The sequence below is a fragment of the Mesorhizobium sp. C277A genome (assembly GCF_040324395.1).
In the GTDB taxonomy this organism is placed as follows: Bacteria; Pseudomonadota; Alphaproteobacteria; order Rhizobiales; family Rhizobiaceae; genus Mesorhizobium.
On sequence record NZ_JAMYVW010000002.1, the window covers coordinates 4764951 to 4791024 of the forward strand.

The 26074-nt window shown below is 63.0% G+C and carries 27 protein-coding genes, 1 tRNA gene and 2 pseudogenes; 15 read left to right on the forward strand and 15 right to left on the reverse strand.

Annotation, left to right across the window (positions count from 1 at the left end):
* Nucleotides 1–239 precede the first annotated feature (239 nt).
* Nucleotides 240–869 carry a DUF1062 domain-containing protein gene (locus tag NKK52_RS23465; RefSeq protein WP_023681423.1) on the forward strand — a complete coding sequence of 210 codons (630 nt, stop codon included), beginning with the start codon at nt 240–242 and terminating at the stop codon, nt 867–869.
* Between the two features lie 55 nt (nt 870–924).
* Here the strand turns inward: NKK52_RS23465 and typA are convergent, their stop codons facing one another.
* The gene (gene typA, locus NKK52_RS23470; protein WP_023681424.1) at nt 925–2754 is read right to left on the reverse strand and encodes a translational GTPase TypA; all 1830 of its coding nucleotides are present in this window, start codon (nt 2752–2754) and stop codon (nt 925–927) included.
* Nucleotides 2755–2951: 197 nt separating this feature from the next.
* Between typA and NKK52_RS23475 the strand changes: the two genes are divergently transcribed.
* Complete coding sequence (locus NKK52_RS23475; protein WP_023753187.1) at nt 2952–3230, forward strand: hypothetical protein; 279 nt, start codon at nt 2952–2954, stop codon at nt 3228–3230.
* A 100-nt stretch (nt 3231–3330) separates the two neighbouring features.
* On the opposite strand, the gene NKK52_RS23480 is transcribed toward NKK52_RS23475, so the two are convergent.
* On the reverse strand, nt 3331–4614 hold the full coding sequence (locus NKK52_RS23480) for an MFS transporter (RefSeq protein WP_031198487.1): 1284 nt from the start codon (nt 4612–4614) through the stop codon (nt 3331–3333).
* A 73-nt stretch (nt 4615–4687) separates the two neighbouring features.
* Here NKK52_RS23480 and NKK52_RS23485 point away from each other — a divergent pair, with 73 nt between their 5' ends.
* The 3 genes from NKK52_RS23485 (at nt 4688) to NKK52_RS23495 (ending at nt 6445) form a co-directional block, all read left to right on the forward strand.
* Complete coding sequence (locus NKK52_RS23485; protein ID WP_023681427.1) at nt 4688–5305, forward strand: TetR/AcrR family transcriptional regulator; 618 nt, start codon at nt 4688–4690, stop codon at nt 5303–5305.
* Nucleotides 5306–5381: 76 nt separating this feature from the next.
* Nucleotides 5382–5825, forward strand: a complete 444-nt coding sequence (locus NKK52_RS23490; RefSeq protein WP_023681428.1) for a hypothetical protein — start codon at nt 5382–5384, stop codon at nt 5823–5825.
* Between the two features lie 26 nt (nt 5826–5851).
* On the forward strand, nt 5852–6445 hold the full coding sequence (locus tag NKK52_RS23495) for a hypothetical protein (protein WP_023681429.1): 594 nt from the start codon (nt 5852–5854) through the stop codon (nt 6443–6445).
* A 225-nt stretch (nt 6446–6670) separates the two neighbouring features.
* On the opposite strand, the gene ppa is transcribed toward NKK52_RS23495, so the two are convergent.
* The 7 genes and pseudogenes from ppa to NKK52_RS23530 all read right to left on the reverse strand — a co-directional run bounded on the left by ppa (nt 6671) and on the right by NKK52_RS23530 (nt 11719).
* Nucleotides 6671–7204: an inorganic diphosphatase gene (gene ppa / locus NKK52_RS23500; RefSeq protein WP_023668623.1), complete on the reverse strand. Its 534-nt coding sequence runs from the start codon at nt 7202–7204 to the stop codon at nt 6671–6673.
* 123 nt (nt 7205–7327) lie between these two features.
* On the reverse strand, nt 7328–7834 hold the full coding sequence (locus NKK52_RS23505; RefSeq protein WP_023668622.1) for a GNAT family N-acetyltransferase: 507 nt from the start codon (nt 7832–7834) through the stop codon (nt 7328–7330).
* Between the two features lie 167 nt (nt 7835–8001).
* A complete protein-coding gene (locus NKK52_RS23510; protein WP_023681430.1) occupies nt 8002–8640 on the reverse strand; it encodes a TPM domain-containing protein in 639 nt (212 codons plus the stop codon).
* A 6-nt stretch (nt 8641–8646) separates the two neighbouring features.
* Nucleotides 8647–9537: a TPM domain-containing protein gene (locus tag NKK52_RS23515; RefSeq protein ID WP_023681431.1), complete on the reverse strand. Its 891-nt coding sequence runs from the start codon at nt 9535–9537 to the stop codon at nt 8647–8649.
* Nucleotides 9538–9572: 35 nt separating this feature from the next.
* A pseudogene (locus tag NKK52_RS23520) lies at nt 9573–10028 on the reverse strand (TPM domain-containing protein); the annotation flags it as partial.
* Between the two features lie 49 nt (nt 10029–10077).
* The gene (locus NKK52_RS23525; protein ID WP_502902995.1) at nt 10078–10935 is read right to left on the reverse strand and encodes a TPM domain-containing protein; all 858 of its coding nucleotides are present in this window, start codon (nt 10933–10935) and stop codon (nt 10078–10080) included.
* A 151-nt stretch (nt 10936–11086) separates the two neighbouring features.
* A complete protein-coding gene (locus NKK52_RS23530) occupies nt 11087–11719 on the reverse strand; it encodes a LemA family protein (RefSeq protein WP_023681434.1) in 633 nt (210 codons plus the stop codon).
* Between the two features lie 163 nt (nt 11720–11882).
* Between NKK52_RS23530 and NKK52_RS23535 the strand changes: the two genes are divergently transcribed.
* The 6 genes and pseudogenes from NKK52_RS23535 (at nt 11883) to NKK52_RS23560 (ending at nt 17330) form a co-directional block, all read left to right on the forward strand.
* Nucleotides 11883–12134 (forward strand): hypothetical protein, encoded by a 252-nt coding sequence (locus NKK52_RS23535; RefSeq protein ID WP_023681435.1) that lies wholly within the window; start codon nt 11883–11885, stop codon nt 12132–12134.
* Between the two features lie 133 nt (nt 12135–12267).
* Nucleotides 12268–13152, forward strand: coding sequence for a pyridoxal kinase PdxY (pdxY, locus tag NKK52_RS23540; RefSeq protein WP_023681436.1), 885 nt, complete (start codon nt 12268–12270; stop codon nt 13150–13152).
* Nucleotides 13149–13913, forward strand: coding sequence for a DUF429 domain-containing protein (locus tag NKK52_RS23545; RefSeq protein ID WP_023681437.1), 765 nt, complete (start codon nt 13149–13151; stop codon nt 13911–13913). The genes pdxY and NKK52_RS23545 overlap by 4 nt, the downstream gene beginning before the upstream one ends.
* Before the next feature lie 149 nt (nt 13914–14062).
* The gene (locus tag NKK52_RS23550) at nt 14063–14707 is read left to right on the forward strand and encodes a carbonic anhydrase (protein WP_023681438.1); all 645 of its coding nucleotides are present in this window, start codon (nt 14063–14065) and stop codon (nt 14705–14707) included.
* Between the two features lie 67 nt (nt 14708–14774).
* Nucleotides 14775–15187, forward strand: a pseudogene (locus tag NKK52_RS23555) (nuclear transport factor 2 family protein).
* 88 nt (nt 15188–15275) lie between these two features.
* On the forward strand, nt 15276–17330 hold the full coding sequence (locus NKK52_RS23560) for a M3 family metallopeptidase (RefSeq protein WP_023681439.1): 2055 nt from the start codon (nt 15276–15278) through the stop codon (nt 17328–17330).
* Between the two features lie 131 nt (nt 17331–17461).
* On the opposite strand, the gene NKK52_RS23565 is transcribed toward NKK52_RS23560, so the two are convergent.
* From NKK52_RS23565 to NKK52_RS23580, 4 genes are all read right to left on the reverse strand, one after another.
* Complete coding sequence (locus NKK52_RS23565; RefSeq protein WP_023681440.1) at nt 17462–18937, reverse strand: M81 family metallopeptidase; 1476 nt, start codon at nt 18935–18937, stop codon at nt 17462–17464.
* A 71-nt stretch (nt 18938–19008) separates the two neighbouring features.
* Nucleotides 19009–19833: a carbohydrate ABC transporter permease gene (locus tag NKK52_RS23570; RefSeq protein ID WP_023668609.1), complete on the reverse strand. Its 825-nt coding sequence runs from the start codon at nt 19831–19833 to the stop codon at nt 19009–19011.
* The gene (locus NKK52_RS23575) at nt 19830–20699 is read right to left on the reverse strand and encodes a carbohydrate ABC transporter permease (RefSeq protein WP_023681441.1); all 870 of its coding nucleotides are present in this window, start codon (nt 20697–20699) and stop codon (nt 19830–19832) included. The genes NKK52_RS23570 and NKK52_RS23575 overlap by 4 nt, the downstream gene beginning before the upstream one ends.
* A 331-nt stretch (nt 20700–21030) precedes the next feature.
* Nucleotides 21031–22263 (reverse strand): ABC transporter substrate-binding protein, encoded by a 1233-nt coding sequence (locus NKK52_RS23580; protein WP_023681442.1) that lies wholly within the window; start codon nt 22261–22263, stop codon nt 21031–21033.
* A 178-nt stretch (nt 22264–22441) separates the two neighbouring features.
* Between NKK52_RS23580 and NKK52_RS23585 the strand changes: the two genes are divergently transcribed.
* Genes NKK52_RS23585 through NKK52_RS23595 form a run of 3 tightly spaced genes read left to right on the forward strand, consistent with a single transcriptional unit; the run spans nt 22442 to nt 25214 of the window.
* Entirely contained in the window at nt 22442–23212 is a 771-nt protein-coding gene (locus tag NKK52_RS23585) for an SDR family NAD(P)-dependent oxidoreductase (RefSeq protein ID WP_023681443.1), read from the forward strand.
* Nucleotides 23213–23214: 2 nt separating this feature from the next.
* Nucleotides 23215–24282, forward strand: coding sequence for an ABC transporter ATP-binding protein (locus NKK52_RS23590; protein ID WP_023681444.1), 1068 nt, complete (start codon nt 23215–23217; stop codon nt 24280–24282).
* Nucleotides 24283–24332: 50 nt separating this feature from the next.
* Entirely contained in the window at nt 24333–25214 is an 882-nt protein-coding gene (locus tag NKK52_RS23595) for a MurR/RpiR family transcriptional regulator (RefSeq protein WP_023681445.1), read from the forward strand.
* A gap of 3 nt (nt 25215–25217) precedes the next feature.
* On the opposite strand, the gene NKK52_RS23600 is transcribed toward NKK52_RS23595, so the two are convergent.
* A complete protein-coding gene (locus NKK52_RS23600; protein WP_023681446.1) occupies nt 25218–25532 on the reverse strand; it encodes a DUF167 family protein in 315 nt (104 codons plus the stop codon).
* Nucleotides 25533–25545: 13 nt separating this feature from the next.
* Nucleotides 25546–25836, reverse strand: coding sequence for a YggT family protein (locus tag NKK52_RS23605; protein ID WP_023668602.1), 291 nt, complete (start codon nt 25834–25836; stop codon nt 25546–25548).
* 148 nt (nt 25837–25984) lie between these two features.
* Here NKK52_RS23605 and NKK52_RS23610 point away from each other — a divergent pair.
* Nucleotides 25985–26060 (forward strand) — tRNA-Ala (locus NKK52_RS23610).
* Nucleotides 26061–26074 lie beyond the last annotated feature (14 nt).

Here is a 26074-nt window from a genome sequence, read left to right on the forward strand (position 1 = left end):
GGTCTCGCCAACTCCCCTGATCACACTTGGCAGGGCGCCGCATTAAGCGGTGCCTGCTCCATTTCACGTGTTCCTCAGGCGGCGGTTCGAGACCGGTTTGGCACTGCTGAACCGTTGTCGCGCGCTTTGCCGCCCGTGACAGCTGATTTCCGACATAGCTAGCTCTCGCCACGCCGTGCCCGCATGGGCATCTCGCCATTGCCGACCTGAAGAACTTCCACACTGGAAGGTCTTCCGGCTTGTCCCAACATCTCGCTATCCACTGGGCAATCACGCCCGAAATCGCGCCTCGACCCCTGGTCCACTGCAACCGCTGCAGCGTCGTGAAAGCCTATCGCTGCAGCGGCAAATTCCGCGTCAACGCCAATGGCAAACGCATTGATGTCTGGCTGATCTATCGCTGCATCGACTGCGACAATTCGTGGAATTTCGGCATCTTCGAACGCTGCAACCGCCGCGACATCGAACCCGCGCTGCTGGCAGCGCTCGAAAGCAACGATCCGGCCCTCGCCCGCCGCCATGCCTTCGATGTCGTGGCTTTGCGAAACCGGGTCGGCCGCGTCGAGGAGTTTCCCGATGTCGCCGTTCACAAACACCGGCTCGGCGGCGAAGGCCGACCCGCAGCCGCGCTTGAAATCAGGCTTGGGCTGGAAATGCCGACATCGCTGCGGCTCGACCGTCTGCTCGCCGGCGAACTCGGCATCTCCCGATCAAGGCTTCAGGCGCTGGAGGAGAAACGATTGCTGGTTGTTGTTCCCGAAGGCGCCAGAGCTTTGCGCAAGCCGGCCCGCGACGGCACGGCGATTCGCATTGACCTGGCCGACGAGCCGGATCGTGAAGCCATCATTTCGGCTGCCGTGGGTGAATGACAAGAGGGGCGAAGCACCGGTGCTTCGCCCCTCTCGAATTTAGACAATCAGACGATTACGCCGCGCCCACAACCTTGGCCGACTTCTCGAAGCGCTTGCGCTCGTTCGGGTCGAGATAGAGCTTGCGGAGCCGAATGGTCTTCGGCGTCACCTCGACCAGCTCGTCGTCCTGGATCCAGGCCAGCGCGCGCTCCAGCGTCATGCGGATCGGCGGCGTCAGCTTGACCGCCTCATCCTTGCCGGCGGCGCGGATGTTGGTCAGCTTCTTGCCCTTCAGCACGTTCACTTCGAGGTCGTTGTCACGGCTATGGATGCCGATGATCATGCCCTGATAGACCTTGACGCCCGGGTCGATGACCATCGGGCCGCGGTCTTCGAGGTTCCACATGGCATAGGCCACTGCCTCGCCCTGTTCGTTGGAGATCAGCACGCCGTTGGTGCGGCCCGGCAGTTCGCCCTTGTAGGGCTGGTAGGCGTGGAACAGCCGGTTCATCACGGCGGTGCCGCGCGTGTCGGTCAACAGTTCCGACTGGTAGCCGATCAGTCCGCGCGTCGGCGCGTGGAAGACGATGCGCTGACGGTTGCCGCCCGAAGGCCGCAGCTCGACCATCTCGGCCTTGCGCTCCGACATCTTCTGCACGACGATGCCGGCGTGCTCCTCGTCGACGTCGATGACGACTTCCTCGACCGGCTCCAGCAATTCACCGTTCTCGCCCTTCTGCATGACGACGCGCGGACGCGACACGGCGATTTCAAAGCCTTCGCGGCGCATCGTCTCGATCAGCACGGCCAATTGCAATTCGCCACGGCCGGAAACGAAGAACGAATCCTTGTCAGGCGATTCCTCGATCTTGAGCGCGACATTGCCTTCGGCTTCGCGCAGCAGGCGGTCGCGGATGACGCGGCTGGTCACCTTGTCGCCTTCAGTGCCGGCGAGCGGCGAATCGTTGACCAGGAAAGACATGGTCACGGTTGGCGGATCGATCGGTTGCGCATGCAACGCCTCGGTCACCGCCAGGTCGCAGAACGTGTCGGCGACGGTGCCTTTGGACAGGCCGGCAATGGCGACGATGTCACCCGCCTGCGCCTCTTCGATCGGCTGGCGCTCGAGGCCACGGAACGCGAGAATCTTGGAGATGCGCCCGGTTTCGATCTGCGTGCCGTCATGGTGGAGCACCTTGACCGCCTGGTTGGACTTCAGCGTGCCGCTCTCGATACGGCCGGTAATGATGCGGCCGAGGAAGGGATTGGCTTCCAGGATGGTGCCGATCATGCGGAACGGGCCGGGATGAACGGTCGGCTCCGGCACATGCTTGATGACGAGGTCGAACAGCGGCGCCAGGCCCTGGTCCTTCGGGCCTTCCGGATTTTCCGAGACCCAGCCATCGCGGCCAGAACCGTAGAGGATCGGGAAGTCGAGCTGCTCGTCGGTGGCGTCAAGCGCTGCAAACAGGTCGAACACCTCGTTGACCACCTCGACGTGACGGGCGTCCGGACGGTCGATCTTGTTGATGACGACGATCGGCTTCAGGCCGACCTTGAGCGCCTTGCCGACGACGAACTTGGTCTGCGGCATCGGGCCTTCGGCGGCGTCGACCAGCACGATCGCCGAATCCACCATCGACAGGATGCGCTCGACCTCACCGCCGAAATCGGCGTGGCCGGGTGTGTCGACGATGTTGATGCGGGTGTCCTTCCAGTCGACCGAGGTCGCCTTGGCCAGGATGGTGATGCCGCGTTCCTTTTCGAGGTCGTTGGAATCCATGGCGCGCTCGGCGACGCGCTGATTGTCGCGGAAGGAACCGGATTGCCGCAGCAATTGGTCGACGAGGGTGGTTTTTCCATGGTCGACGTGCGCGATGATCGCGATATTACGAATTTTCATTTTGTGGTCTCGGGAGCGTTGCAGGCAGCAGGCCAGAAGGCGCCGCCTCTTTCGGTTGCGCGGCTCATACAGGGTTTTTCGCAATTGCGAAAGAGGAGGCGCACCACCAAATACTCATCAAATCTTAAGCATCTCGGTGTGAGATGGTTTTGTTAACCAAGGCGGGAACCTTTCTGGGCCCGGGTAGTTCGAAATTCATGACCGACAAACTCAACCGATTTTGGCCCCTCATCGCTTCGGTCGCATTCGCTGCCGTGCTGGCGGCGAATGCCGCTCAATCGGCCGCCACGGTGAAGGAAGCCAATCCGGCCTCGTCGTCCGACCGGACGGCCGAGCAGATGTTTGCCGACGCCCCTGATGGCGTCGACCCCGTGGTCACCGGCCCGGTCAGCGCCTCTTTCAAGCAGAGGCAGCAGGTTGCCGGCTGCGACAGCGCGGTGTGGCCGAAGATTCCGACGGTTTGCTACCCGGACTGACGGCTGCCCATTCCAGGCGTAGCGATCCTTCGCACCGACCCAAAGGCTTACGCCGACCGCACCGGATCGAGCGTCACCAGGGGGAGATTAGTACCGCGCCCTACGCCGCTTGCGGCTCCGGATCGAAAGCCGGCCTGCTCGTATTGATCAGCAGCGACAGACACGCAGCCACGATCGCCGTCATGCCGGCGATCAGGAAAGCCAGTTCGTAATTGCCCTGCAATTCGCGCATGGTGCCGCCGAAGGCGGCGGCGGTGGCGGCGCCGACTTGGTGGCCGGCTACGATCCAGCCGAACACGATCGGGCCGCTGCGGTCACCGAAGGCCTCGTTGGCGAGCCTGAGCGTCGGCGGCACGGTGGCGATCCAGTCGAGACCGTAGAGCACCGCGAAGATGATCAGGCTGGTCGCCGAGAAGCCGGAATAGGGCAGATAGATCAGCGCCAGGCCGCGAATGCCGTAGTAGACGCCGAGCAGCTTGCGCGGGTCGAAACGGTCGGTGAGCCAGCCCGAGAGCGTCGTCCCGATCAGGTCGAAAATGCCCATAAGCGACAGCAGGCCCGCGGCCTGTACCTCGGGGATGCCCATGTCGCCGCAGAAGGAGATCAGATGCGTGCCGACCAGCCCGTTGGTGGTGAAGCCGCAGATGAAGAACGTGGCGAACAGATACCAGAAGACGCGGGTGCGGGCAGCGCGGCGTAGCGTGTTCAGCGTATGCGCCAGGAAATTGCCTTGCGATGCCGGCGATACCGGCGGCACGTCATCCGCCCCGGCGCCATAGCGCACCATGCCGATCGAAGCGGGACGCTCCGGAACCAACAGCCAGACCAGCGGCAGAAGACAGGCGGTGGCGATCGAGACGGCGATAGCGACGGGCTGCCAGCCGCCCGACTGGGCGAGCGATGCCAGCAGCGGCAGGAACACCAACAGGCCGGTGGCGCTGGAGGCCGACATCAGCCCCATCACCAAGCCGCGATTGGTCTTGAACCAGCGGTTGACGATGGTGGCGCCGAGCACGGTGGCGACCGCGCCGGAGCCGATGCCTGAAAACACGCCCCAGGTGAGGAACAGGTGCCAGGGCTCGGTCATCAGTAGGCTGAGCGCGGTCGAGCCCGACATGATCACAAGCGAGGCAAGCAGCGTGCGGCGCAAGCCGATACGCTCCATCAATGCGGCGGCAAACGGCCCGGTCAGGCCGTAAAGGAAGATGCCGATCGCAGCGGCAATCGAAACCGTATCGCGCCCCCAGCCGAAGCTTTTATCCAACGGCAGCATCATCACCGAGGGTGCGGAACGAAGCCCGGCCGCGATCAACAGGCAAAGGAAGATGACGCCAACCACGACGAAAGCGTAGCGCTGGCCAAAGGGACGGGATTGAGCTATCATGTTACTGACCGGTACGTTGCAGGGTGAGGACATGTATACGTACCGATCGGTAACACGTCAATCGAGTCATACCATGCCAACGGACAAAAATATTGAACTGACCATCAAGGACGGTCATGCAGCCGCACCGCCCAAGGCTGCCAAGAAAATCCTCGACGTGGCCTACGACCTGTTCTACCGCCGCGGCATCCGGGCGATCGGCGTCGACGAGATCGTCAAGCGCGCCGGCGTCACCAAGCCCAGCCTCTACCGCAGCTTTCCCTCCAAGGACGAGCTCGCCGCTTCCTATCTCAGGCAATATGACCGTGAGTATTGGGAGCGTTTCGACGAAGCCGTGGCTGCCCATCCCGGCGACCCGCGGGCACAGCTCAGGGCTTTCCTGACTCGCGTCGGCAAGCGCACGCAAAGGCCGGACTATCGCGGCTGCGGCATGACCAACGCGGCGGTGGAATATCCCGAACATGGCCATCCGGCGCGCGTCGTCAGCGAGGCCAACAAGCAGGAGTTGCGCCACCGCCTGCGCGCGATGGCCGCAGCGATGGGCGCTAAAGACCCTGAGACGCTCGGCGACGGCCTGCTGCTGTTGATCGAAGGCGCCTATATCAGTGGCCAGCTCTTCGGCCTCGGCGGCCCGGCGGCAGCGGTCGCCCGCAACGCCGACCTGCTGATCGAGGCGAGCTTGAAGAAATAGACCTCTTGCGATCCATTCCAACCGCAAGCAATATCGCTGTCATGTCAGCGATCAAAACAGAATCGCAGGTACCGACTTGAACATTGCTCAGACGATTTTGGACGATCTCAAAAAAATGTTCGGGATCAATTACATGAAGCGGGGCGACCTGGCGTTGATCTCGCACGAGGAAAAGAGGGATATTGCCACGGTCTTCGACCTGAACGAGCACAGGGTCAAGGAGGCCGTTCTGCGCAGAGTGCTTTTTCTGTTTTTGGTCGCATCGGTTGCGATGTATGTTGGGATGTATTTCGACGGCAAGGCACACGGCATTACCCAAACGGCGCGCATTCTGATCGCGTCGATAAGCGCAGTCGCTTTGGTATTTTTATACCTGGATGTTTTTGTTCCCGTCGTCCTGCTTGCCGCCTGCGCGTCACTCCTCGCAATCTGCTGGATGGACTACCAGGCGTTCGTTGCAGCCGCTTCGTTTTCCGCTTTGTACGCGCTATATTTTTTTGCGAGGCTCAGAGCCCGATAGCGAAATAACCACAGGGATTATTCGCCATGCGCGCTCTTCTGCTCTCGCTTGCCCTTGCCGGCCTCTGCCAGGTCGCCCATGCCGACGGAATATCCAGCGTCTACACCGACCTCGACTCGCAAAAGGATTGCGTCACCTATGCGCAGGCCGAGGAAGGTGACGGCGACTGGGCCGAACTCGCCTGCTCCGGCTATCGCGGCTATCCCGTGCTGATCGCCTATGACGATGCGCGTGAATCGCTGTTCTACGGGTTTCCGCCCGGCGGCGAGATGACCTCGGTCTGGGAGAGCTTTTCCGGCTTCAACTCGTCCGGCGCCAGGGTCGAATGGCGCATCGAGACCAAGGGCGACGTTGCCGTTCCCTTTGCCGTCATCCACCGCCGCTCGATCAGCAATCCCGAGGACGAGAACAAGCCCACCGAAGTGCTGCTCGTCGCCAAGGTCGCCCAGATGGAAGCCCGCGACGGCTGCACCATCGGCCTCGTGCTGGCCACCGGCAACCCGCAGGCCAACGACCAGGCGCGCAAGCTGGCGGACGAAAAGGCGAAGAGTTTCGCCTGTGGCAAGGACAAGCACACCGTCATCGGCAACGTCCCGGCTTTTGGCAGGGTGGATAACTAGCCACGTGGGTGCAAGGCACCCCCCTCTGCCCTGCCGGGCATCTCCCCCTCAAGGGGGGAGATTGGCAGCTTCGCTGGCGGCGCTTTTTCTTTCGGCGCTGAAAATTGACGAAAGCCGTTGCGACATCCGATCTCCCCCTTGAGGGGGAGATGGCCGGCAGGCCAGAGGGGGGTGCCTCGCTGGCGTTTGCCGCTTACTTGAACGAGACGCAGGCCTCTCTCGGCGCTACTTTGCCGCCTTCGCCCGTGCGATCGCGTCGACGATCATCTTCTTGGCGTATTTGGAATCGTGCCAGCCTTCGATCTTGACCCATTTGCCGGGCTCGAGATCCTTGTAGTGCTCGAAAAAGTGCTGGACCTGGTCGCGGGTGATCTCGGGCAGCTGCGTGTATTCGGTGACGTTTTCGTAGCGCAGCGTCAGCTTCGGCGACGGCACGGCAATGACCTTCTCGTCCTGGCCGGCATTGTCTTCCATCACCAGCACGCCGATCGGTCGCACATTGATGACGCAGCCCGGCACCAGCGCGCGCGTGTTGCAGACCAGCACGTCGATCGGGTCGCCGTCGCCCGACAGCGTGTGCGGCACGAAACCGTAATTGCCGGGGTAGCGCATCGACGTATGTAGGAAACGGTCGACGAACAGCGTGCCGGCCTCCTTGTCCATCTCGTACTTGATCGGCTCGCCGCCGATCGGCACCTCGATGATGACGTTGATGTCCTCGGGCGGGTTCTTTCCGATGGCTATGGCTTCGATTCGCATGGCTTAAATCCCTCTCTCGATGTCCAAGATCGATAGCGGGCGGCGCGGCATGGTGCAATGCGGCGATTGGTGCGAAGCGCTAACGGAAGCGCACGGTTTATGATGATTTGTAACCGAGGCCGGTCATTCCCAGACGAAGGCGACCTTCTTGAGCGCCCTCTGCTCGAAAATCTCGACTCCTTCGGCGACGTCACGGCCACCCGCGCCGGCATAGAAGGAAAGTGCGTTCTGGTTGTCTTCCAGCGCCCACACCACCATTCCCTTCAGCCCGTGGTCGGCAAGCCGCGCCCGCGCCGCCTTGAACAGCCGGCTGCCGAGCCCGATGCCTTGATATTCCGGACGCAGGTAAAGTTCGTAGATTTCGCCCTGTTGCTTCAGCTCGCGGGCGCGGTTCTTGCCGATCGTGGCATAGCCGGCGATGGTGCCGCCGATCTCGACCACCAGAACGGTGGCGGCGCGGCGGATGGCGTTGGCCCACCAGTCGGCGCCGCGGCGGTTGATCATCGAGGTCAGCGAGCGATGCGGGATGATGCCGGAATAGGCGCCCTCCCAAGCCTGCTGGTGCACGTCCGCAATGGCGCCAGCGTCGCGCGGTTCGGCTTTCCTGATGTCGATGCTCAGCGTATTCATGATTTGTTAACCATAAACCCGCATCGGCCATTTGCAAGAGTCGAGGTCAGCCCGCCGACCGCTTTCTCACAGCCGATCGCGACACTGCTGACAATGGGCAAAGCCTGCCTGGAAACGCACCCAGCCGGCGCGGTCAGGCGTCCGTCCGGGTAGCGCGTGCTGGCTTTTCAGATCTCGACGAGATGATCGTCCAGTTCATTGGCATCGCCCGACGTCACCGGGAAATGCTCGGCCAGCACCGCGCCGACCTGCCCGATCGCCTTGACGAAGCCGTCGGCGAGCCGGTCGTCACCGGCATGCTGCAGGAGATCGCGCACCACGCCGTCCCAGACATGCTGGCCGACCTTGCTGTCGATGCCCGAATCGGCGACCACATCGGCATAACGCTCGGCGATCGACACGAAGACCAACACGCCGGTGCGCGCCGTGGTGCGGTGGACATTGCGGGCGAGGAACTGCCTGAGCGCATTGTGATGTGCCGCCTGATAACGCTGCCGGCGCGGCACCAGATGGATGCGCAAGCCCGGCAGCGCCCACAAAAGCACCAACACCGAGGCCAGTGCCAGCAGTTGGACAATGACGAAATGCGGCAGCCGGATCGACAGCCACCAGGCTTCCAGCCCATAAGCGACGGCGAGGCTGGCAATCAGCATGCCTGATGTCGCCATGAAGGCGGCGGGAAAGAAATAGCCGTCGCTGGCATGCGCAACGACGCAGTAGATCTCGCCGTCGGTTTTGGCCTCGGCCGCGCGGATCGCGGTGGCGATGCGCTCATGGTCCTGTGGGCTGATCGGTCGTGTTGCCATCTTCTCTCACCAGCTCCCTGAAGACCCGCCACCGCCAGACGAACCGCCGCCGCCTGAAAACCCGCCGCCGCTGCTTGAGCCCGAAGACCAGCTGCTGCCCGAACTTCCCGATGACCATCCGCTGCCCGACGACGAACTTGTTGTCCAGCTGCTGGAGCCCGAGGACGATCCGCTCGGCCCCTGGCCGTAGCGAAAGGTCATGCCCAGCCATTTATACACGCCCGGCGACAGCTTGGTGCCGAAGATCGGCGGCAGGAAGGCCATCGCCAGGCCGCCGAAGAACATCGCCGCCCACAGGATCAGGAAGACCGCGACGACGGGATCGATGGGCGTGCTGCGGTCGGCCGGGTTGCGCTTGCCGCGCGCCTCCAGCTCTTCCGGGTTGCCTTCCAGCACCATGACCATGTCGTCGACGGCCTTGGAAATGCCGCCGGAGAAATCACCGGCGCGGAACGCCGGCACCATGTCGTTTTCGATGATCAGTTTGGTGTGCAGGTCGGTCAGCGTGCCTTCCAGCCCGTAGCCGACCTCGATGCGCATCTTGTGGTCGTTCTTGGCCACCAGCAGAAGCACGCCGTTGTTTTCGCCGGCCTGGCCGAGTTTCCAAAAGCGGAACAGCCGGTTGGCGTAGGGTTCGATCTCCTCGCCGTCGAGGCTGTTGATCGTGGCGACGACGATCTGGTCGGAGCCTTTGGTCTCGAAATCCGCGAGCTTCTGCGTCAGTGCCGCCTTGGTCGCGGCGTCGATAATACCGGCATTGTCGACCACCCGCCCGGTGAGTGCCGGCAGGTCTGCCGCCAAGGCTACAAACAGCATGGTGAGCATCGTCAACAGGGCGATGCCGATCGTCGCGGCTGCGCGGCCAGGTCTTGGCGGATTGAAGACGCGTACTGTCATGCCGTCACGAGTTCCCCTCAACCACCATGACTGTCCTCAATCACCATGATCATGTCGTCGACCGCTTTGGAAATACCGCCGGAGAAATCCCCGGCGCGGAAGGCCGGCACCATGCCTTCAATGATCCGTGTGGCGTGCTGGTTGGTGAGCGTGGCTTCCAGCCCGTAGCCGACCTCGATGCGCATCTTGCGGTCGTTCACGGCCACCAGCAGAAGCACGCCATTGTTCTTGGCCTTCTGGCCGAGCTTCCAAGCGTTGAACAGCCGGGTGGCGTAAGGCTCGATCTCCTCGCCGTCGAGGCTGGGAACCGTCGCGACGACGATCTGGTCGGAGCCTTTGGTCTCGAAATCGGCCAGCTTCTGCGTCAGCGCCGCCTCGGTCGAAGCGTCGATGATGCCTGCATTGTCGACGACACGACCGGTGAGGGCGGGCAGTTCCGCCGCCAGCGCCGCGAAGCTGACGAGCAAGACCAGCAAGGCAGCGCCGGTCATCGTGGCGAAGCGGCCATGCCAGGGATTGGCGATGCGTGTTGTCATCTCGTCACCAGCTTCCCGAGGAGCCGCCGCCGCCGGACGAACCGCCGCCGCCGGAAAAGCCGCCACCACCGCTTGAACCCGACGACCAGCCGCCCCCGCCCGAAGACCAGCCGCCGCTGGATGACCGCTTGTGCGGCTCGAATGTCATGCCGAGCCAGCGATAGCGGCCGGGACCGAGTTTTTGGCCGAAGATCGGCGGCAGGATGGAGGCGGCCATGCTGCCGAAGAAGATGATTGCCCAGATGCTGATGAAGACGCCGAAGAACAGATTGTCGGTATTGATGGGCGGCTTCTGGTTGCGCTCGCCGCGCGCCTCCAATTCCTCCGGATTGCCTTCCAGCACCATCACCATGTCGTCGACGGCCTTGGAAATGCCCCCGGAGAAATCGCCGGCGCGGAACGCCGGCACCATGTCGTTTTCGATGATCAGCTTGGTGTGCAAATCGGTCAGCGTGCCTTCCAGCCCATAGCCGACCTCGATGCGCATCTTGCGGTCGTTCGGCGCCACCAGCAGCAGCACGCCGTTGTTTTCCTTGGCCTGGCCGAGCTTCCAGAAGCGGAACAGCCGGTTGGCGTAAGGCTCAATCTCCTCGCCGTCGAGGCTGGGGATGGTTGCGACGACGATCTGGTCGGAGCCTCTGGTCTCGAAGTCGGCGAGTTTCTGGGTGAGCGCGGCTTTGGTGCCTGCATCGATGATCCCGGCATTGTCGACGACGCGGCCGGTCAGCGCGGGGAGGTCGGCGGCGAAGGCGGTGAGGGGCAGGAAGACGGCCAGAAAGGCGAGAAGAACACCAAGGTTGGCGTTCCTTCGCGTCCCCCTCTGTCCTGCCGGACATCTCCCCCTCGAGGGGGAGATTGGCAATCTCGCTGCCGACGCTCAGCCGGCAACGCTGATATTTGGCGCAAGGACAGAAGACAGCTGATCTCCCCCCTTGAGGGGGAGATGTCCGGCAGGACAGAGGGGGGTGTGAAGGAACGCAAGGCTGGCAAAGGCCAAGCTCACCCAGACGTCATCACCCGCCCTGCTTCGTGCCGAAATCGACCTTCGGCGGCTGCATCTTGTCTTCTTCGACGGTGAAGTTGGCGAAGGGCTCGTTGCTGCGGAACCAGAAGGTTGCCCATAGCACCGACGGAAAGGTCCTCAGCGTCAGATTGTAATCCTTGACCGCCAGGATGTAGTCGCGCCGCGCCACGGCGATACGGTTCTCGGTGCCTTCGAGTTGCGCCTGCAGCGCCAGGAAATTCTGGTTGGCCTTGAGGTCGGGATAGGCCTCCGACACCGCGATCAGCCGCGACAGCGCGCTGGTCAGCCCTGATTGCGCATCCTGGAACTTCTTGAGCGCTTCGGGGTCCTTCAGCGTTTCCGGCGTCACCGTGATCTGCGTCGCCTTGGCGCGCGCTTCGACCACCGCATCGAGCGTGTCCTTTTCATGCGAGGCATAGCCCTTCACCGTCTCGACCAAATTGGGAATGAGGTCGGACCGACGCTGATACTGGTTCAGCACCTCGCTCCATGCCGCCTTGGCGTTTTCCTCCGCCGTCGGGATGGTGTTGAAGCCGCAGCCGGCGAGCAGAGGCAGCACGACGGCCATCATCAGCACGGCCGGCAGACTGCGGAAAGGGAAGGCAAGGCGCTGGGCAAACATGGTGAGGTCCCTCGACAGAAGTTGCATGCGAAGCATTAGCACAATCCGCGCTCAAGAAAATGTCTGCCGCTGGCGCGCATTCCTGGCGCGCATTCATGCGCCGGCGAGGCCCTGTGATTGATCGCGCGAACACGATATGGTTGCCGGCAAACAGGACAGGATCATGGCGGAACGCCGCGACGATGACAGCGAATCGCGCCGCATTATTGAGCGCGTGGCGAACGAGGGCGGCCTTGGCGGCGCATCGCTGGTGTCACGGGCAGCGAAAGGCGCCCGCGATCATGTTACCGCAGCCGAGGCCGACCGATCCGATCCGATCGAGGTCTGGGGCACCCGCATCGGTCGCGCACTTGGGCTCATCGTCGCCCTCGGCCTTTTGATCTGGCTCGTGTACTACGTCTCCCGGGGCAGCTAGAGCATGATCCTGAAAAGTGGGAACCGGTTTTCTCGGACAAGCGGGAACCGTTTTGTCCGGAGATCATGCTCCAACCAAAGAGATAGATTAGGATGACGATTCAACGAAAAATTATCCGTATCTAGGATTTTCCATGAACAGCGAAAAAGCCGACGCGCCGCGCGCGGTCATCGTCATTTCCAGCCATGTCGCCCGCGGCTCGGTCGGTAACCGCGCCGCCGTGTTTGCGCTGGAGACGCTGGGCTTTCCGGTGTGGGCGGTGCCGACGGTCATCCTGCCCTGGCATCCGGGCCATGGCCGCGCCACGCGCATCGTGCCGCCGCTCGACCAGTTCAAGGCGCTGATGGCCGATCTTGAGCGCGCGCCCTGGCTGGGCGAGGTGGGCGCGGTGCTGTCGGGCTATCTCGGCGAGGCCGGCCAGGCCGAGGCCGTCGCCTCGCTGGTTGCGGCGGTCAAGGCCAAGACGCCGGACGCGATCTATATATGCGATCCGGTGATGGGCGATTCCGGCGGGCTCTATGTGCCCGAGCCGACGGCCGCCGCGATACGCGACCGGCTGATGCCGATCGCCGACATCGCCACCCCCAACCGCTATGAGCTGGAGTGGATGGCCGGCGCGCCTTTGCCCGATCTGAAATCGGTGATCTCGGCCGCCCTCCATGCCGGACCGTCAACAATGCTGGTGACGTCGGCACAGTCGATGATGACCGGCGGCACCGGCAATCTGCTGCTTGACGGCACCCAGGCGCTGCTGGCCGAACACCGCCTCATCGACAAGCCGCCGAATGGCCTCGGCGACCTGACTGCGGCCGTCTACCTCGCCCGCATCCTGTCGGGGCAGCCGCCGATCAAGGCGCTGCAATCGACCACCGCCGCCGTCTACGAAATCCTGGCGCGAACCGCCAAGCGTGGCGGCGACGAGTTGCAGCTTGAAACCGATGCCCAGAGCCTGTCGCATCCGATGGCGATGGTGCAGCTGCGCCACCTCACGCATCCGGGGCGGGACCGCCGGGCGTGACCTCGACCGTGGTCGTCGGCGTAGACGGCTGCAAGGCCGGCTGGATCGCCGTCCGCCGCGATCTGGATGCCGCGCCGTCAGTCCGCGTCTTTCCCAGCTTTGCGGCCCTGCTCGACGCCTTGCCCGCCGATGCGACAGTGGCCGTCGACATGCCGATCGGCCTGCCGGACGTCTCGCAAAGAGGCGGGCGCGGGCCGGAGACCTTGGTACGGCCAATGCTCGGAGCACGGCAATCCAGCGTCTTCTCTATCCCGTCCCGCGCGGCCCTCTACGCCGACATCAGCGACTTCACCACGGTCGAGGCTTGGTATGAGGCGCATCGGCGCGCCAGCGAGGTGGCCAAGGCGACCTCCGATCCGCCACGCGGCGTCTCGATCCAAGCCTTCGGCATCTTTGCCAAGATCCGCGAGATCGACGCGCTGCTGATTATGCGTCCGGAACTGCGCCGCCGCGTCTTCGAATCGCACCCCGAAGTGGCCTTCTGCCGGCTGAACGGCGAAAAACCGATGACGCTGCCGAAGAAGATCAAGGGCGCAGTCAATCCTGCCGGGATGGAAGAGCGCAAGGCACTGCTCTGCCGGCACGGCTATACCAGAGCTTTCCTCGACCAGCCGCCGCAACGCGGTGCTGCCGCCGACGATTTCCTCGACGCCGCAGCGATGATGCTGATTGCCGGACGCATTGCCGGCGGCGAGGCAAAGCCGTTTCCCGACCCGCCGCTTGCCGACCGTTTGGGCATTCCCCTGGCGATCTGGGCGTGAGGCAAGCGGCGAGCCATGCGTGCGGCATGGCGATTTGCGACGAAGCCATCCGCAATTCGGCATTGCCCGCGACGGGCATTTGCCGTTAGAGCCTTTCTAACTTGAAATGAGCTGCCGTCGCTAACCCCGAAAGGCTTCATCCCTAGCCCATGCCCCATCTCCCCGAACATCTTTGGACCGGCTACCGCAACTTCATGAATGGCCGCTATCTCACCGAGAGCGGACGCTATCGCGAGCTCGCCCGCGAAGGGCAGGCGCCCGAAACCATGATCGTTGCCTGCTGCGATTCCCGCTCTGCCCCCGAGGCGATCTTCGACGCCGGTCCGGGCGAACTGTTCGTCCTGCGCAATGTCGGCAATCTGGTGCCGCCCTATGCGCCGGACGGCGAGTTCCACTCGACCTCGGCCGCGCTCGAATTCGCCGTGCAGAGCCTGAAGGTGAAAAACATCGTAGTGATGGGCCATGGCCGCTGCGGCGGCATCCGCGCCGCGCTCGACACCAATTCGGCGCCGCTGTCGCCCGGCGACTTCATCGGCAAATGGATGAGCCTGATCGCGCCGGCGGCCGAAACCGTTTCGTCCAGCACGTTCATGACGGCAACCGAACGGCAGACGGCGCTGGAGCGGATTTCCATCCGCTATTCGATCGCCAATCTCAGGACCTTCCCTTGCGTCTCCATCCTCGAAGGCAAGGGGCGGCTGTCGCTGCATGGCGCCTGGTTCGACATCTCGACCGGCGAGCTCTGGGTGATGAACAAGGACACCGGCGACTTCGAGCGGCCGGATTTGACGTAGACCCATGATCCCGAAAAGTGGGAACCGGTTTTCGGATAAGGGCATGGTCAAATAAGAGGAGGCAAGAATGCGGGTTTGGCCTGCGATCGCTTTCGCGGTAGCGGCGCTGCTGATTTCGCTCGTCCCTGCCGCTCCGATGACGGCGCCATTATCGACCGCTGGTATTCGGCGCTGCTGGTCGCCGATCGCACCGAATTGTCGGACCTGCTCGCCGACGATGTCCGCATCAAGCTCGACGATCTCGGCGTCGTACAGTCGAAGCAGGAGTTCATCGCGTCGATCGACGAATGGAAGGGCGCGGTCGCCGGCGCCGCAATCCGGCATCGCGTCGAAAAGAGCGAGGCCGGCGTCACCACGGTCATCGCCTGCTATGATTTCCCCAACAATGACATGCTGATGCAGGAAACGTTCGCCGTCACCGGCAACCGCATCACCGCCAGTTCGCAAGCGGCGATCGCGGAAAATTGCGACGGCTTCTGACGCGGGCTTGAACGGCCGCGCTGTTGCGCCGCGCCAGTCATCGCCCTACATCGGTCAGCAAGCTCCGCCAATCACCGAAAGATCCCCCATGCCGTCCACGAAAACCGTCGATCTCGCCGCCCATCCGCTGACCAAATGGCAAGGGCCGCTCGGCCTGCCGGATTTTGCCAGCATCGGCGACGACGATTTCTCCTCGGTGTTCGACGCGGCGCTGAAGGCACATGAGGCCGAAATCGATGCGATCGCCGGCAACAAGGATGCGCCGACCATCGAGAATACGCTGGCAGCCCTCGAGCTCGCCGGTGAGCCGCTCGACCATGTCTCGTCGATCTTCTGGTGCCGGGCCGGCGCCCACACCAACGATGCGATCCAGGCGCTGGAGCGTGAGATCTCGCCGAAGATGTCGCGGCATTTCTCGGCGATCTCGATGAACGAGAAACTGTTTGCCCGCATCGACGACCTCTACCAGCGCCGGGAGACGCTAAAACTCGACGTCGAGACGCTGCGGGTGCTGGAGAAGACCTGGAAAGGCTTTGTGCGATCGGGCGCAAAACTCGACGCCGACGGCAAGAAGCGGCTGGCCAACATCAGCGAGGAGTTGTCCTCGCTCGGCACCACTTTCGGCCAGAACGTGCTGGCCGACGAGCGCGACTGGGCGCTGTTCCTCGACGAGGCTGATCTTGCCGGCCTTCCGGACTTCGTGAAGAGTTCGATGGCCGAAGCCGCCGAGACGCGCGGCCAGAAGGGCCGCTACGCCGTCACTTTGTCGCGCTCAATCTATGAGCCGTTCACGACCTTTTCTGAACGCCGCGATCTGCGCGAGACCGCTTTCCGCGCCTTCACCATGCGCGGCCAGAATGGCGGCGCCAGCGACAACACCGCAGTGGTGCGCGACATGCTGAAATTGCGCGCCGAAAAGGCCAGGCTGCTCGGCTATGCCTCGTTCGCCGCGCTGAAGCTCGACGACACCATGGCCAAGACGCCGAAGGCGGTGCACGACCTCCTCGACCCGGTCTGGGAGAAAGCGCTGGAGAAGGCCGCCGCCGACCAGAAGGAGCTGGAGCGGCTGGCGACCAAGGCAGGCAGCAACGAAAAATTCGCCGCCTGGGACTGGCGCTTCTACCAGGAGAAATTGCGCGCCGAGAAATTCGACTTCGACGAGGCGGAACTGAAACCCTATCTGCAACTCGACCGGGTCATCGACGCCTGCTTCGACGTCGCCACAAAACTGTTCGGCATCACTTTCGAGGAGAAGAAGGGCATCGCCGCCTGGCATCCCGACGCGCGCGTCTTCGTGGTGAAGAACGCCGATGGCAGCGAGCGCGGCCTGTTCCTCGCCGACTATTTCGCCCGATCCTCGAAGCGTTCTGGCGCCTGGATGAGCGCGCTGAAGTCTGGCTACAAGCTTGGGGATGGCTCAAAGCCGGTGATCTACAACATCATGAACTTCGCCAAGCCGCCGGCGGGGGAAGCGGCGCTGCTGTCGGTCGATGAGGCCAAGACCCTGTTCCACGAATTCGGCCATGCTTTGCACGGCATGCTGACCGACGTCACCTGGCCGTCGGTGGCGGGCACCTCGGTTTCCCGCGATTTCGTCGAACTGCCTTCGCAGCTCTACGAGCACTGGCTGACGGTGCCCGCAGTGCTGGAAAAGCATGCGCTGCATGTTAAGACCGGCAAGCCGATGCCGAAGTCGCTGCTCGACAAGATGCTGGCCGCCCGCACGTTCGGCGCAGGTTTCGCCACGGTCGAGTTCACAGCGTCGGCGCTGATCGACATGGCGTATCACGCGCGGCCGGATGCGCCGGCGGAACCGCTGCGTTTCGAAGCCGAAACGCTGGAAAAGCTTGATATGCCCGACACCATCGCCATGCGTCATCGCACCCCGCATTTCGGCCATATCTTCTCCGGCGACGGTTATTCAGCCGGCTACTATTCCTACATGTGGTCGGAAGTGCTCGACGCCGACGCCTTCGCCGCCTTCGAGGAGACTGGCGATCCCTTCAACCCGGCGCTGGCGGAACGGCTGCGGAAGAATATCTATGCCGCCGGCGGGTCGAAGGATCCGGAGGAGCTGTACACGGCGTTCCGCGGCAAGATGCCTTCGCCGGAAGCGATGATGGTGAAGCGGGGATTGCTATAGCGCCAGCTTATCTCCCCCCTCGGGGGTCGGTCCGACTGGGCTCGACCTCCTGCGGCAGATGAAGGTCGGCGCTTCACGCGCGAGGACCCCCTCTGTCGCCTTTGGCGACATCTCCCCCTCAAGTGGGGAGATCACCAGCGCCAAGGATCCGCCACCCGTGGCCACACCGGCCGCGTCAGCTTCCTGTAATCCGTCACCGCCGGATTGCTCGGATACGAGCTCGGCGCCGAGACATAGATGATCTCCGCCGCGATCGGTTCAAAGCCGGCGTAGAAATGGTTGGTCGACTTGATCAGCAATATGTCCTTCGACAACGGATCGACACCGATGTTGGAGAAGACATCCGGCTCGAAGGTCTGCGTGCGGTTGGTGTTGAGGATGATGTCGATTTCGGTGCCTTCGAGCCGCACCAGCGCCGTCGGTCCGAGCGTCACCCGGCTCGGCCCGAAGCTCTGCCAGCCCTCGGGGACGGCTTTCAACACCTTGACGCGCGCATCGATCGGTTCGCCGGCCAGCGGCCCGGCCTTGCCGCCGAAGCGCAGGTCGATGACGGCGCCTTCGCCTGCCGCCTGGCAGAAGGTGACAGCGATCGGGTCCCAGATCGTCGCCACGCCAAAATTGTCAACGCCCTGTTCCAACATTGCGCGCAGCACAACGGTACCGTCGCCGGCGACGCCACCGCCGGGATTGTCCCAGATGTCGGCAATCACAACCGGCTTGCCGGGATTTTCCTTGCGCACGGCCAGTGCCCGCGCGATGCCGTCCTCGGTGTTCAGCATCGTCATCGCCGTCCTTTCACGGATGGCGTAAAGCTCGTGCCCTAGCCTCTCCGCCAGCGCATCGCCCTTGGCCTTGTCATTGTCAGTGACGACCAGGATGCGCGTGCCCATTTCGGGCACGTCCGCCGCCATGAAGCCATGGATGACCGAGACCGACAGCACGCCGTCCTTGCCGTGCAGCGCCTTGATGCGGTCGACGAAGGAGCGCATCGGCTCGCGGCTGGTCGGCAGCACCTGGATCATGCGGCAGTCGAAGGTCGAGATCACCGGCCTGATCTCGTCGCGCGCCGCCGCCAATCCAAGCTCGACGACATGTTCGCCGCGCTCATAGAAGTCGGTGTGCGGGAATTCGAGGAAATAGGCCATGACATTGCATGCCGCGACGCGCTTTGGGGTCAGATGACTGTGCGGGTCGAGCTCGACCGCGATCACCACGTCGGGCCCGACGATTGCGCGAACCCGTTCCAGCAGATCGCCTTCGCAATCGTCATAGCCTTGCGCCACCATGGCGCCGTGCAGGCCGAGGATGACGGCGTCGACCGGCAAGGCTGCCTTCAACTGGCCGAGAATCTCGTCACGCAACGCCTCATAGGTCTGCCGCTGCACCAGCCCGCCCGGCTCCGCCCAGGTGGCGGTGCCTTCGATGACGGTCAGCCCTTCGGCAGCCGCACGCCGGCGCAGCGCGACCATCGGCGAGGAGCACAAGGTCGGTGTATCAGGATGCTTGCCCGGCCCGGCATAGAACGCCATCTCGAACGACGCCCGGTCGGTCGGCACCGGCGAGAAGGTGTTGGTTTCGGTCGCCAGCGAGGCGGTGAAGATGCGCATGAAAACTCCGTACGGCTATTTGTTTTTCGCAATTCCGGACGGAAAACCGCTCCACACTTTTCCTGGAATTGCTATTTTACGGCCCCGAGCGCCAGCCCGCGGACGAGATAGCGCTGCAGCCAGATGAACAGGATTGCCACCGGCAGCGTCGCCAGCAGCGTCGCCGCCATTACATGGTGCCATTCGATCGTGTAGCGGCCGGCGACCAGCGAGAACACCTGGATCGGCAGCGTGTAACTTTCCTGGCTGCGCAGCATTGTGAGCGCAACGACGAACTCATTCCATGCGTTGATGAAGGTGAAGATGGCGGTCACCGCGATTGCCGGCAGGCAAAGCGGCAGAAACACTTTTCGCAAGGTCAGCCAGCGGCCGGCGCCTTCCATCCACGCTGCTTCCTCGAGATCGCGCGGGATGGTGTCGAAATAGCTTTGCAGCATCCACACGGTGAAGGCGACGTTGAAAGCCATGTAGATGACGCCGAGCGCGGTCGTGGATTCGATCAGACCCCAGGCCGCCATCAGCCGGAACAGGCCGAGCACCAGCACGATCGGCGAGATCATCTGCGAGATCAGCAGGAACTGGCGGAAGGCGCCATAGCCGGCAAAGCGAAACCGCGACATGGCATAGGCGGCCGGCACCGAGATCAGGATGGCGCCGACGGTGGCGATAACAGAGACATAGAGCGAATTGGCCAGCGCCTGGCCAAAGCCGGTCGCCACCCACATGTCGGCAAAATTCGACCAGTGGAATTCGCTTGGCCACCAGGTCGGCGACAGCACCTCCTGCCGCGGTTTGACCGCGGTCAAAAACATTACCGCGAAGGGGAAGATGGTCACCACGAGCAGCGGCGAAAGCAGCAGCCATGCGATGATCGTACGCTTCAGCTTGGGCGTCATGTGCGCTGCTCCCGCATGGCAAGCCGCACATAGATCATGGTGAAGATCAAAAGGATGGCGAACATCAGCAGCGACACCGCCGATGCTTCGCCCAGCTTGCCGATGCGGAAGGCCAGCTTGTAGAGATGGGTGACCAATATGTCGGTCGAGTTGGCCGGCCCGCCCTGCGTCATCACCCAGATGATCGGGAAGGAATTGAAGACGTAGATGGTGTTGAGGACGATGGCGATGTTGATGAACGGCTTCAGCAGCGGAAAGGTGATCTCGCGGAACTGCTGCAGCGGCGTCGCCCCCTCCAGGGCCGCCGCCTCGTAGAGGTCGTCGGGGATCGACGACAGGCCGCCGAGGAAGATGGTCGTGGTGAACGGTACCGTCACCAATATGCCGATCAGCACCTGCATCGGGAATGCCGTCTCGGCGCGCGCCAGCCACTGGATGTTTTCATGGATCAGGCCGAGCCCGATCAGCGCCGAGTTCAGCATGCCGCTTTCACCGTTGAGCGCCCAGCGCCAGACCACCGCCGTCATCGTCAGCGACACCGCCCAGGGCAGCATGATGATGACGCGGGCAATGCCGCGGCCGTAGAAATCGGTGTTGAGGATCATCGCCACCGGCACCGACAACAGCAGCGCGCCGCCGACCACCAGCAACGTCCACAGGCCGGTGCGCCAGAGTGCCGCCAGGAAATCGGGATCGGCGAGGAAGGCTGAATAATTGGCGAAATCGTTGAAGTCGCGTAGCTGGCCGAAGCGGCTGACGTCATGCGTCGAGATCTGGATCAGGTCCCAGACCGGCCAGAAGATGACGACCGCCGCCAGCAACAGGCTGGGCAAGGTCAGCAGATAGGGCAAGAAGCGATTTTGCATCGGCCGGTTTTGTACCGTGGTTCTGTGGCGCTGGCACGCCAGCTCGGATCAATCTTGCATATCGGTCTTTAGCAGCGCTTCAGAAGAATGCCTTTCCTCTCCCCCGTCGATCGGGGGAGAGGTGTCGAGCGAAGCTCGGGGGGTCGACCCTTGGGGCGCAAGGCGAGGTGATGTTTGCCCCTATTGCCCTTCCTATGTCCGTTCGCGGCGGTTGCCAGGTGGTTCCCCCACTCCGTCTCGGCTTCGCCGAGCCACCTCTCCCCCTCCGGAGGGAGAGGAAAGTGTGGCGCGCCCCGATCTCAGGGGCGCGCCGGGCGCAGGGAGATACGCCCTATTTCTTGATCACGGCGTTGGCCTTGGCAGCCGCTTCCTTCAAGCCTGCCTCGGGGTCGCCGCCGAGATAGATCTTCTGCATGGCATCCGAGGTGATCTGGGCGACTTCTTCCCAGCCGGGGATGACCGGCGCAAAGCGGGCGTCGGGCAGCAGCGCGGTGAACGCTGCCAGATCGGCATTGTTGACGTAATAGTCCATCTTGGCCTCTTCCTTGTTCACCGGCAGGAAGCCTTCCCCTTGCGTGAACTTGGCGCGCTGTTCGGTGGTGAACAGGAAGTCGAGCAGCTTCCAGGCCTCATCCTTGTTCTTGGAATTCTTGAACATGATGATGGAATCGGTGACGCCGTACGTGCCGCGCGCGCCGGTCGGTCCGGCGGGGATAGCGGCCACGCCATATTTCAGGTTCGGCGCCTCGTCCTTGATCTGGTTGGACAGGAAGGGCGCGGTGATCATCATGCCGACCTTGCCCTGCTTGAACAGGTTCTGGACGTCCTCGCGGTTGTTGGAGGTGACGCCGGGTTCCGTCAGGCCTTCGTCGATCATCGACTTGTAGAGCTTGGCGGCTTCGAGCGCGCCGGGCGTGCCGAGGCCCGACGTGCCATCCTTGTTGAGGATCTCGGTGCCTTGCGACCACATCGCATAGTAGTAATAGACGTCGGTCTCGATCTCCTTGCCCTGCAGGCCGAAGCCGAACGTGCCGGTACCCAGCGCCTTGATCTTGCGCGCATCCTCCTGCAACTCGGTCCAGGTTGCCGGCGGGTTGGCGATTCCGGCCTTCTCGAACAATTCCTTGTTGTAGTACATGGCGCGCGCCGAGGCCGCGATCGGCAGGCCGTAGGTCTTGCCCTCCATGATCGACGGCGACAGGAAGGTGTCGATGAAGCGGTCCTTGAAGTCTGGCTTGATGTAGCCGTCGAGCGGCTCGGCGACATCCTGCTGGACGAAATCGATCAGCCAGCGGGTGCCGATGATCGACAGGTCGGCATTGGTGCCGGCGGTGATGTCGGTGGTCAGCTTCTGCAGCAGCACGTCCCACGGCACAACTTCGAACTTGACGGTGATACCCGGGTTGGCTGCCTCGAATTCCTTTTTCACGGCTTCGAAATACGGGCCGGTCTTGGCGCTGTATTCGGCGACGGTTACGCGCACCTCGCCGGCATCTGCCTGCGCGGCCAGGGCGAGCAGGCTCATTCCGGCCATCAGGCCGACAGTCCATTTTGCAAGCTTCATTCGATCTCTCCCATTTGATTGCGCCTGCGCTCTTGCGGCTTCCAGGCGACCAAGGCTTTATGTGACTTTCCTACATTATCCATCATTTCACGCTGTGCAAGCGGATTATCCTGTTGCTTAATTACATTTCTTAAAATAGCGTTTTCCGACTATCGTAGATCCTAAGGAGACGCGCAGGGTGGTTTCAAAGGCCGAATTTGCAGGCAAGACTGTGCTGGTAACCGGCGCCGGCGGCGGCCTCGGCTCGGCCATCGTGGCGCTGCTGGCTGAACGCGGCGCACGGGTGATCGGCTGTGACCAGTCGGCAGACCAGCTCGGCAGCCCGCATCTGGCGTCGCACCATGTCTTCGACCTCCTCGACCGGGGTTCCATCGAAGCAGCGATACCTGCGATCCTTGAGAAGGACGGCGTCCCCGACATCCTGATCAACAATGCCGGCTGGACCCGCGCCGAAACGCTTGCCGCGCTGACCCCTGACAGAATAGAGCACGAGCTCGATCTCAATCTGACCGGGGTGATGCTGTTCGCCGATCCACTGATCAAGGCGATGGCCGCGCGCGGTTCGGGCAGCGTCGTCTTCATCTCTTCCGTCAACGCCATCGCCCACTTCGGCAACCCGGCCTATGCCGCAGCCAAGGCCGGCATCAATGCCTATGCCAAAGCGATCGCTGTGGAACTCGGCCGCAACGGGCTGCGCGCCAATGTCGTCTGCCCCGGCTCGATCCGCACTGCCGCCTGGGACCATCGCCTGGCCAAGAACCCGGATGTTCTCGGCAAGCTCAAGCGGCTCTATCCGCTCGGCCGCATCGTCGACGCCACGGAAGTGGCCGAAGCGGTGGCCTTCCTTGTTTCGGATCGCGCATCGGGGATAACCGGCGCGGTGGTGCCGGTCGACGCCGGACTGACCGCCGGCTTCCTGCCCTTCATCGACGACATATTGGGAGCCTGACCATGACCGATGTCGAGTTCCGCGACCTGTCGAAATCCTTCGGACGCCACAAGATCCTCGAAAACATCAGCCTCGACATCAAGAGCGGCGAGTTCGTCGTGCTGGTCGGCCCTTCCGGCTGCGGCAAGTCGACCTTGCTGCGCATGCTGGCCGGGCTGGAGCCGATCACCGCAGGCGACCTCTTGATCGGCGGCATGCGCGCCAACGATTTGCCGCCACAGCGGCGTAACATCGCGATGGTCTTCCAGTCCTATGCGCTGTTTCCGCACCTGAAAGCGGCCGACAATATCGGCTTTGGCCCAAAGATCCGCGGCGAAAGCCGCACGGCAATCGGCGCCAAGGTGAAAAAGGCCTCTGGCGTCCTCAACCTGTTCGCCTATCTCGACCGCTATCCCCGGGAACTGTCGGGCGGCCAGCGCCAGCGCGTCGCCATGGGCCGCGCCATCGTGCGCGAGCCCTCGGTGTTCCTGTTCGACGAACCGCTCAGCAATCTCGACGCGCAGTTGCGCGTGCAGATGCGCACCGAGATCAAGGCGCTGCACCAGCGGCTGAAATCGACCATCGTCTATGTCACCCACGACCAGATCGAAGCCATGACCATGGCCGACCGCATCGTGGTGATGGATCGCGGCAAGATCCAGCAGGTCGGCGCCCCGCTGGAGCTCTACGACCGTCCCGCCAACAAATTCGTCGCCTCCTTCATCGGCTCGCCGTCGATGAGTTTTGTCTCCGGCGCCCTGAAGACGACGCCCGAGAAAAGCTGGTTCGAATCGGCCGGCGGAGGGCGACTGGCGCTCGGCAGCAAGACGGTGCCGGCTGGCAGCACGGTCGAGGCCGGCATACGGCCCGAACACTTCGTCATCGGCGAGGCTGTCGACGCGATGGCGATCAAGGTCGATGTCGTCGAGCCGACCGGCTCGGAAACCCATGTCTATGGCGCCATCGGCGCTGACACGGTGCGCGCCGTGTTCCGCGATCGGATACAGGTCAAGCCGGGTGAAATGCTGCCGGTCTCGGTCGCGCCTGCAAACATCCATCTGTTCGACACGGCGACAGGCCTGCCGCTATGAGAGCTCCGGCATGAAAACGAAAACACCACGATGAAGACGACAACCCAGAAATGAAAACGCCGGCCGACATCATCACGCGCCTGCAGCTGATGTCGCAGGACGGCACCAAATCGGACCGCCGCCTGGCCGGCCTCGTGCTGACCGATCTCGACTTCGCCTCCAAGGCGGCAATCTCGGAAATTGCCGCGCGCGTCGGCGTCAGCGAGCCGACGGTCACCCGTTTCTGCCGCAATCTCGGCTGCGAGGGTCTGCGCGATTTCAAATTCTACCTGGCGCAGGCGATTGCCATTGGCGGCCAGTATCTGTCGCCCGAACCGCTGAACCGCGACGCGCGCGAGCAGCGCATTGCGTCGGCCATCACCGAAGCGGCAATCGCCGCCATCCAGCGCGCCAGCGAAAACCTCGACATGAAGACGCTGGTGGGCGTGGCCGCGCGCATCGTCAGTTCGGGCAATGTGCTGTGCATCGGCTCCGGCGGCATTTCCTCGATGATGGCGACCGAGATGCAGAACCGGCTGTTTCGGCTCGGCGTGCCGGTGCTGGCGCAGATCGACGGGCAATTGCAGCGCATGTATGCCGCGGTCGCCACATCGGAGACGACGCTGATCGCGTTCTCGGTGTCCGGCTATGCGCGCTCGGTGATCGACGCCGTTCAGGTGGCCCAGCAATATGGCGCCACCACCATCGCCGTAACCCCGCCGGAATCAGCGCTGGCCAAGGCCGCCGATACCGTCATCCAGTTCCAGTCGCTGGAAGACGGCAACATCTACAAGCCGACCTCTTCGCGCTACGCGCTGCTGTCGATCGTCGACATGATCGTCACCTCCGTGGCCGAGACGCGCGGACCCAGGGTTCTCGAAAACCTGCGCCGCATCAAGCAGAGCGTGAACACGCTGAAGGTCGACGATCCGAAATTGCCGCTGGGGGATTGAGGATTATCCGGCGGCCAGTGTCTCGATGCTCTTCACCAGCGTCGATGGTTCGCCAACCACACGCACCGTCTTCAGCCGCGCCGTGCCGCCTGCAATGACCGACACGACCGATACCGGAACGCCCAGCGCCTTGGCCACCAGCCGTTCCAGCGCCGCATTGGCCGCGCCATTCTCCGGCACGGCGCGCACGCGCGCCTTCAAATGACTGCGCCCGTCGGCCCATGTTTCTACGGCTTCGAGCCTGTCCACAGAAGACTTCGGCGTCAGCCGGATAAACAGGTCGATGCCGTCAGCGCGCAAGCGGAATGGCGCGCTCATGCCATCGTCAGGTTCACAGGACCAGCGGCGCTATCGTGGTGAGAATGAGCTGCCTGAGAAAGAACAGGAGCAGAAGCAGGATGATCGGCGAAATGTCGACGCCGCCGAGGTCGGGCATGAATCGACGGATCGGCCGCAGCGCCGGCTCGGTCAGCCGGTAGAGCATGTTGCCGATGCTGCCGACAAACTGATTGCGCGAGTTGACGACGTTGAACGCATAGAGCCAGGAGAAGATCGCCGAGGCGATGATGACCCACCAGTACAGGTCCAGCGCCATGACGATTGTTTGAATGAGGGCGAGCATGCCGGTCTCCGATTGTTGTCGACATGTAGCCATTGCGCGCGAAACCGGCAAGGGCCGGTCGCCTACAAGCACCGGGCACAAGGGATTTCGGCAAAACCCCGCCTTGACAGGAAACCGCAGCCTTCGATAAATGCGCCATCCGCTGGACGGGGCTGTAGCTCAGCTGGGAGAGCGCGTCGTTCGCAATGACGAGGTCAGGAGTTCGATCCTCCTCAGCTCCACCAGCGGAATTTTCCTG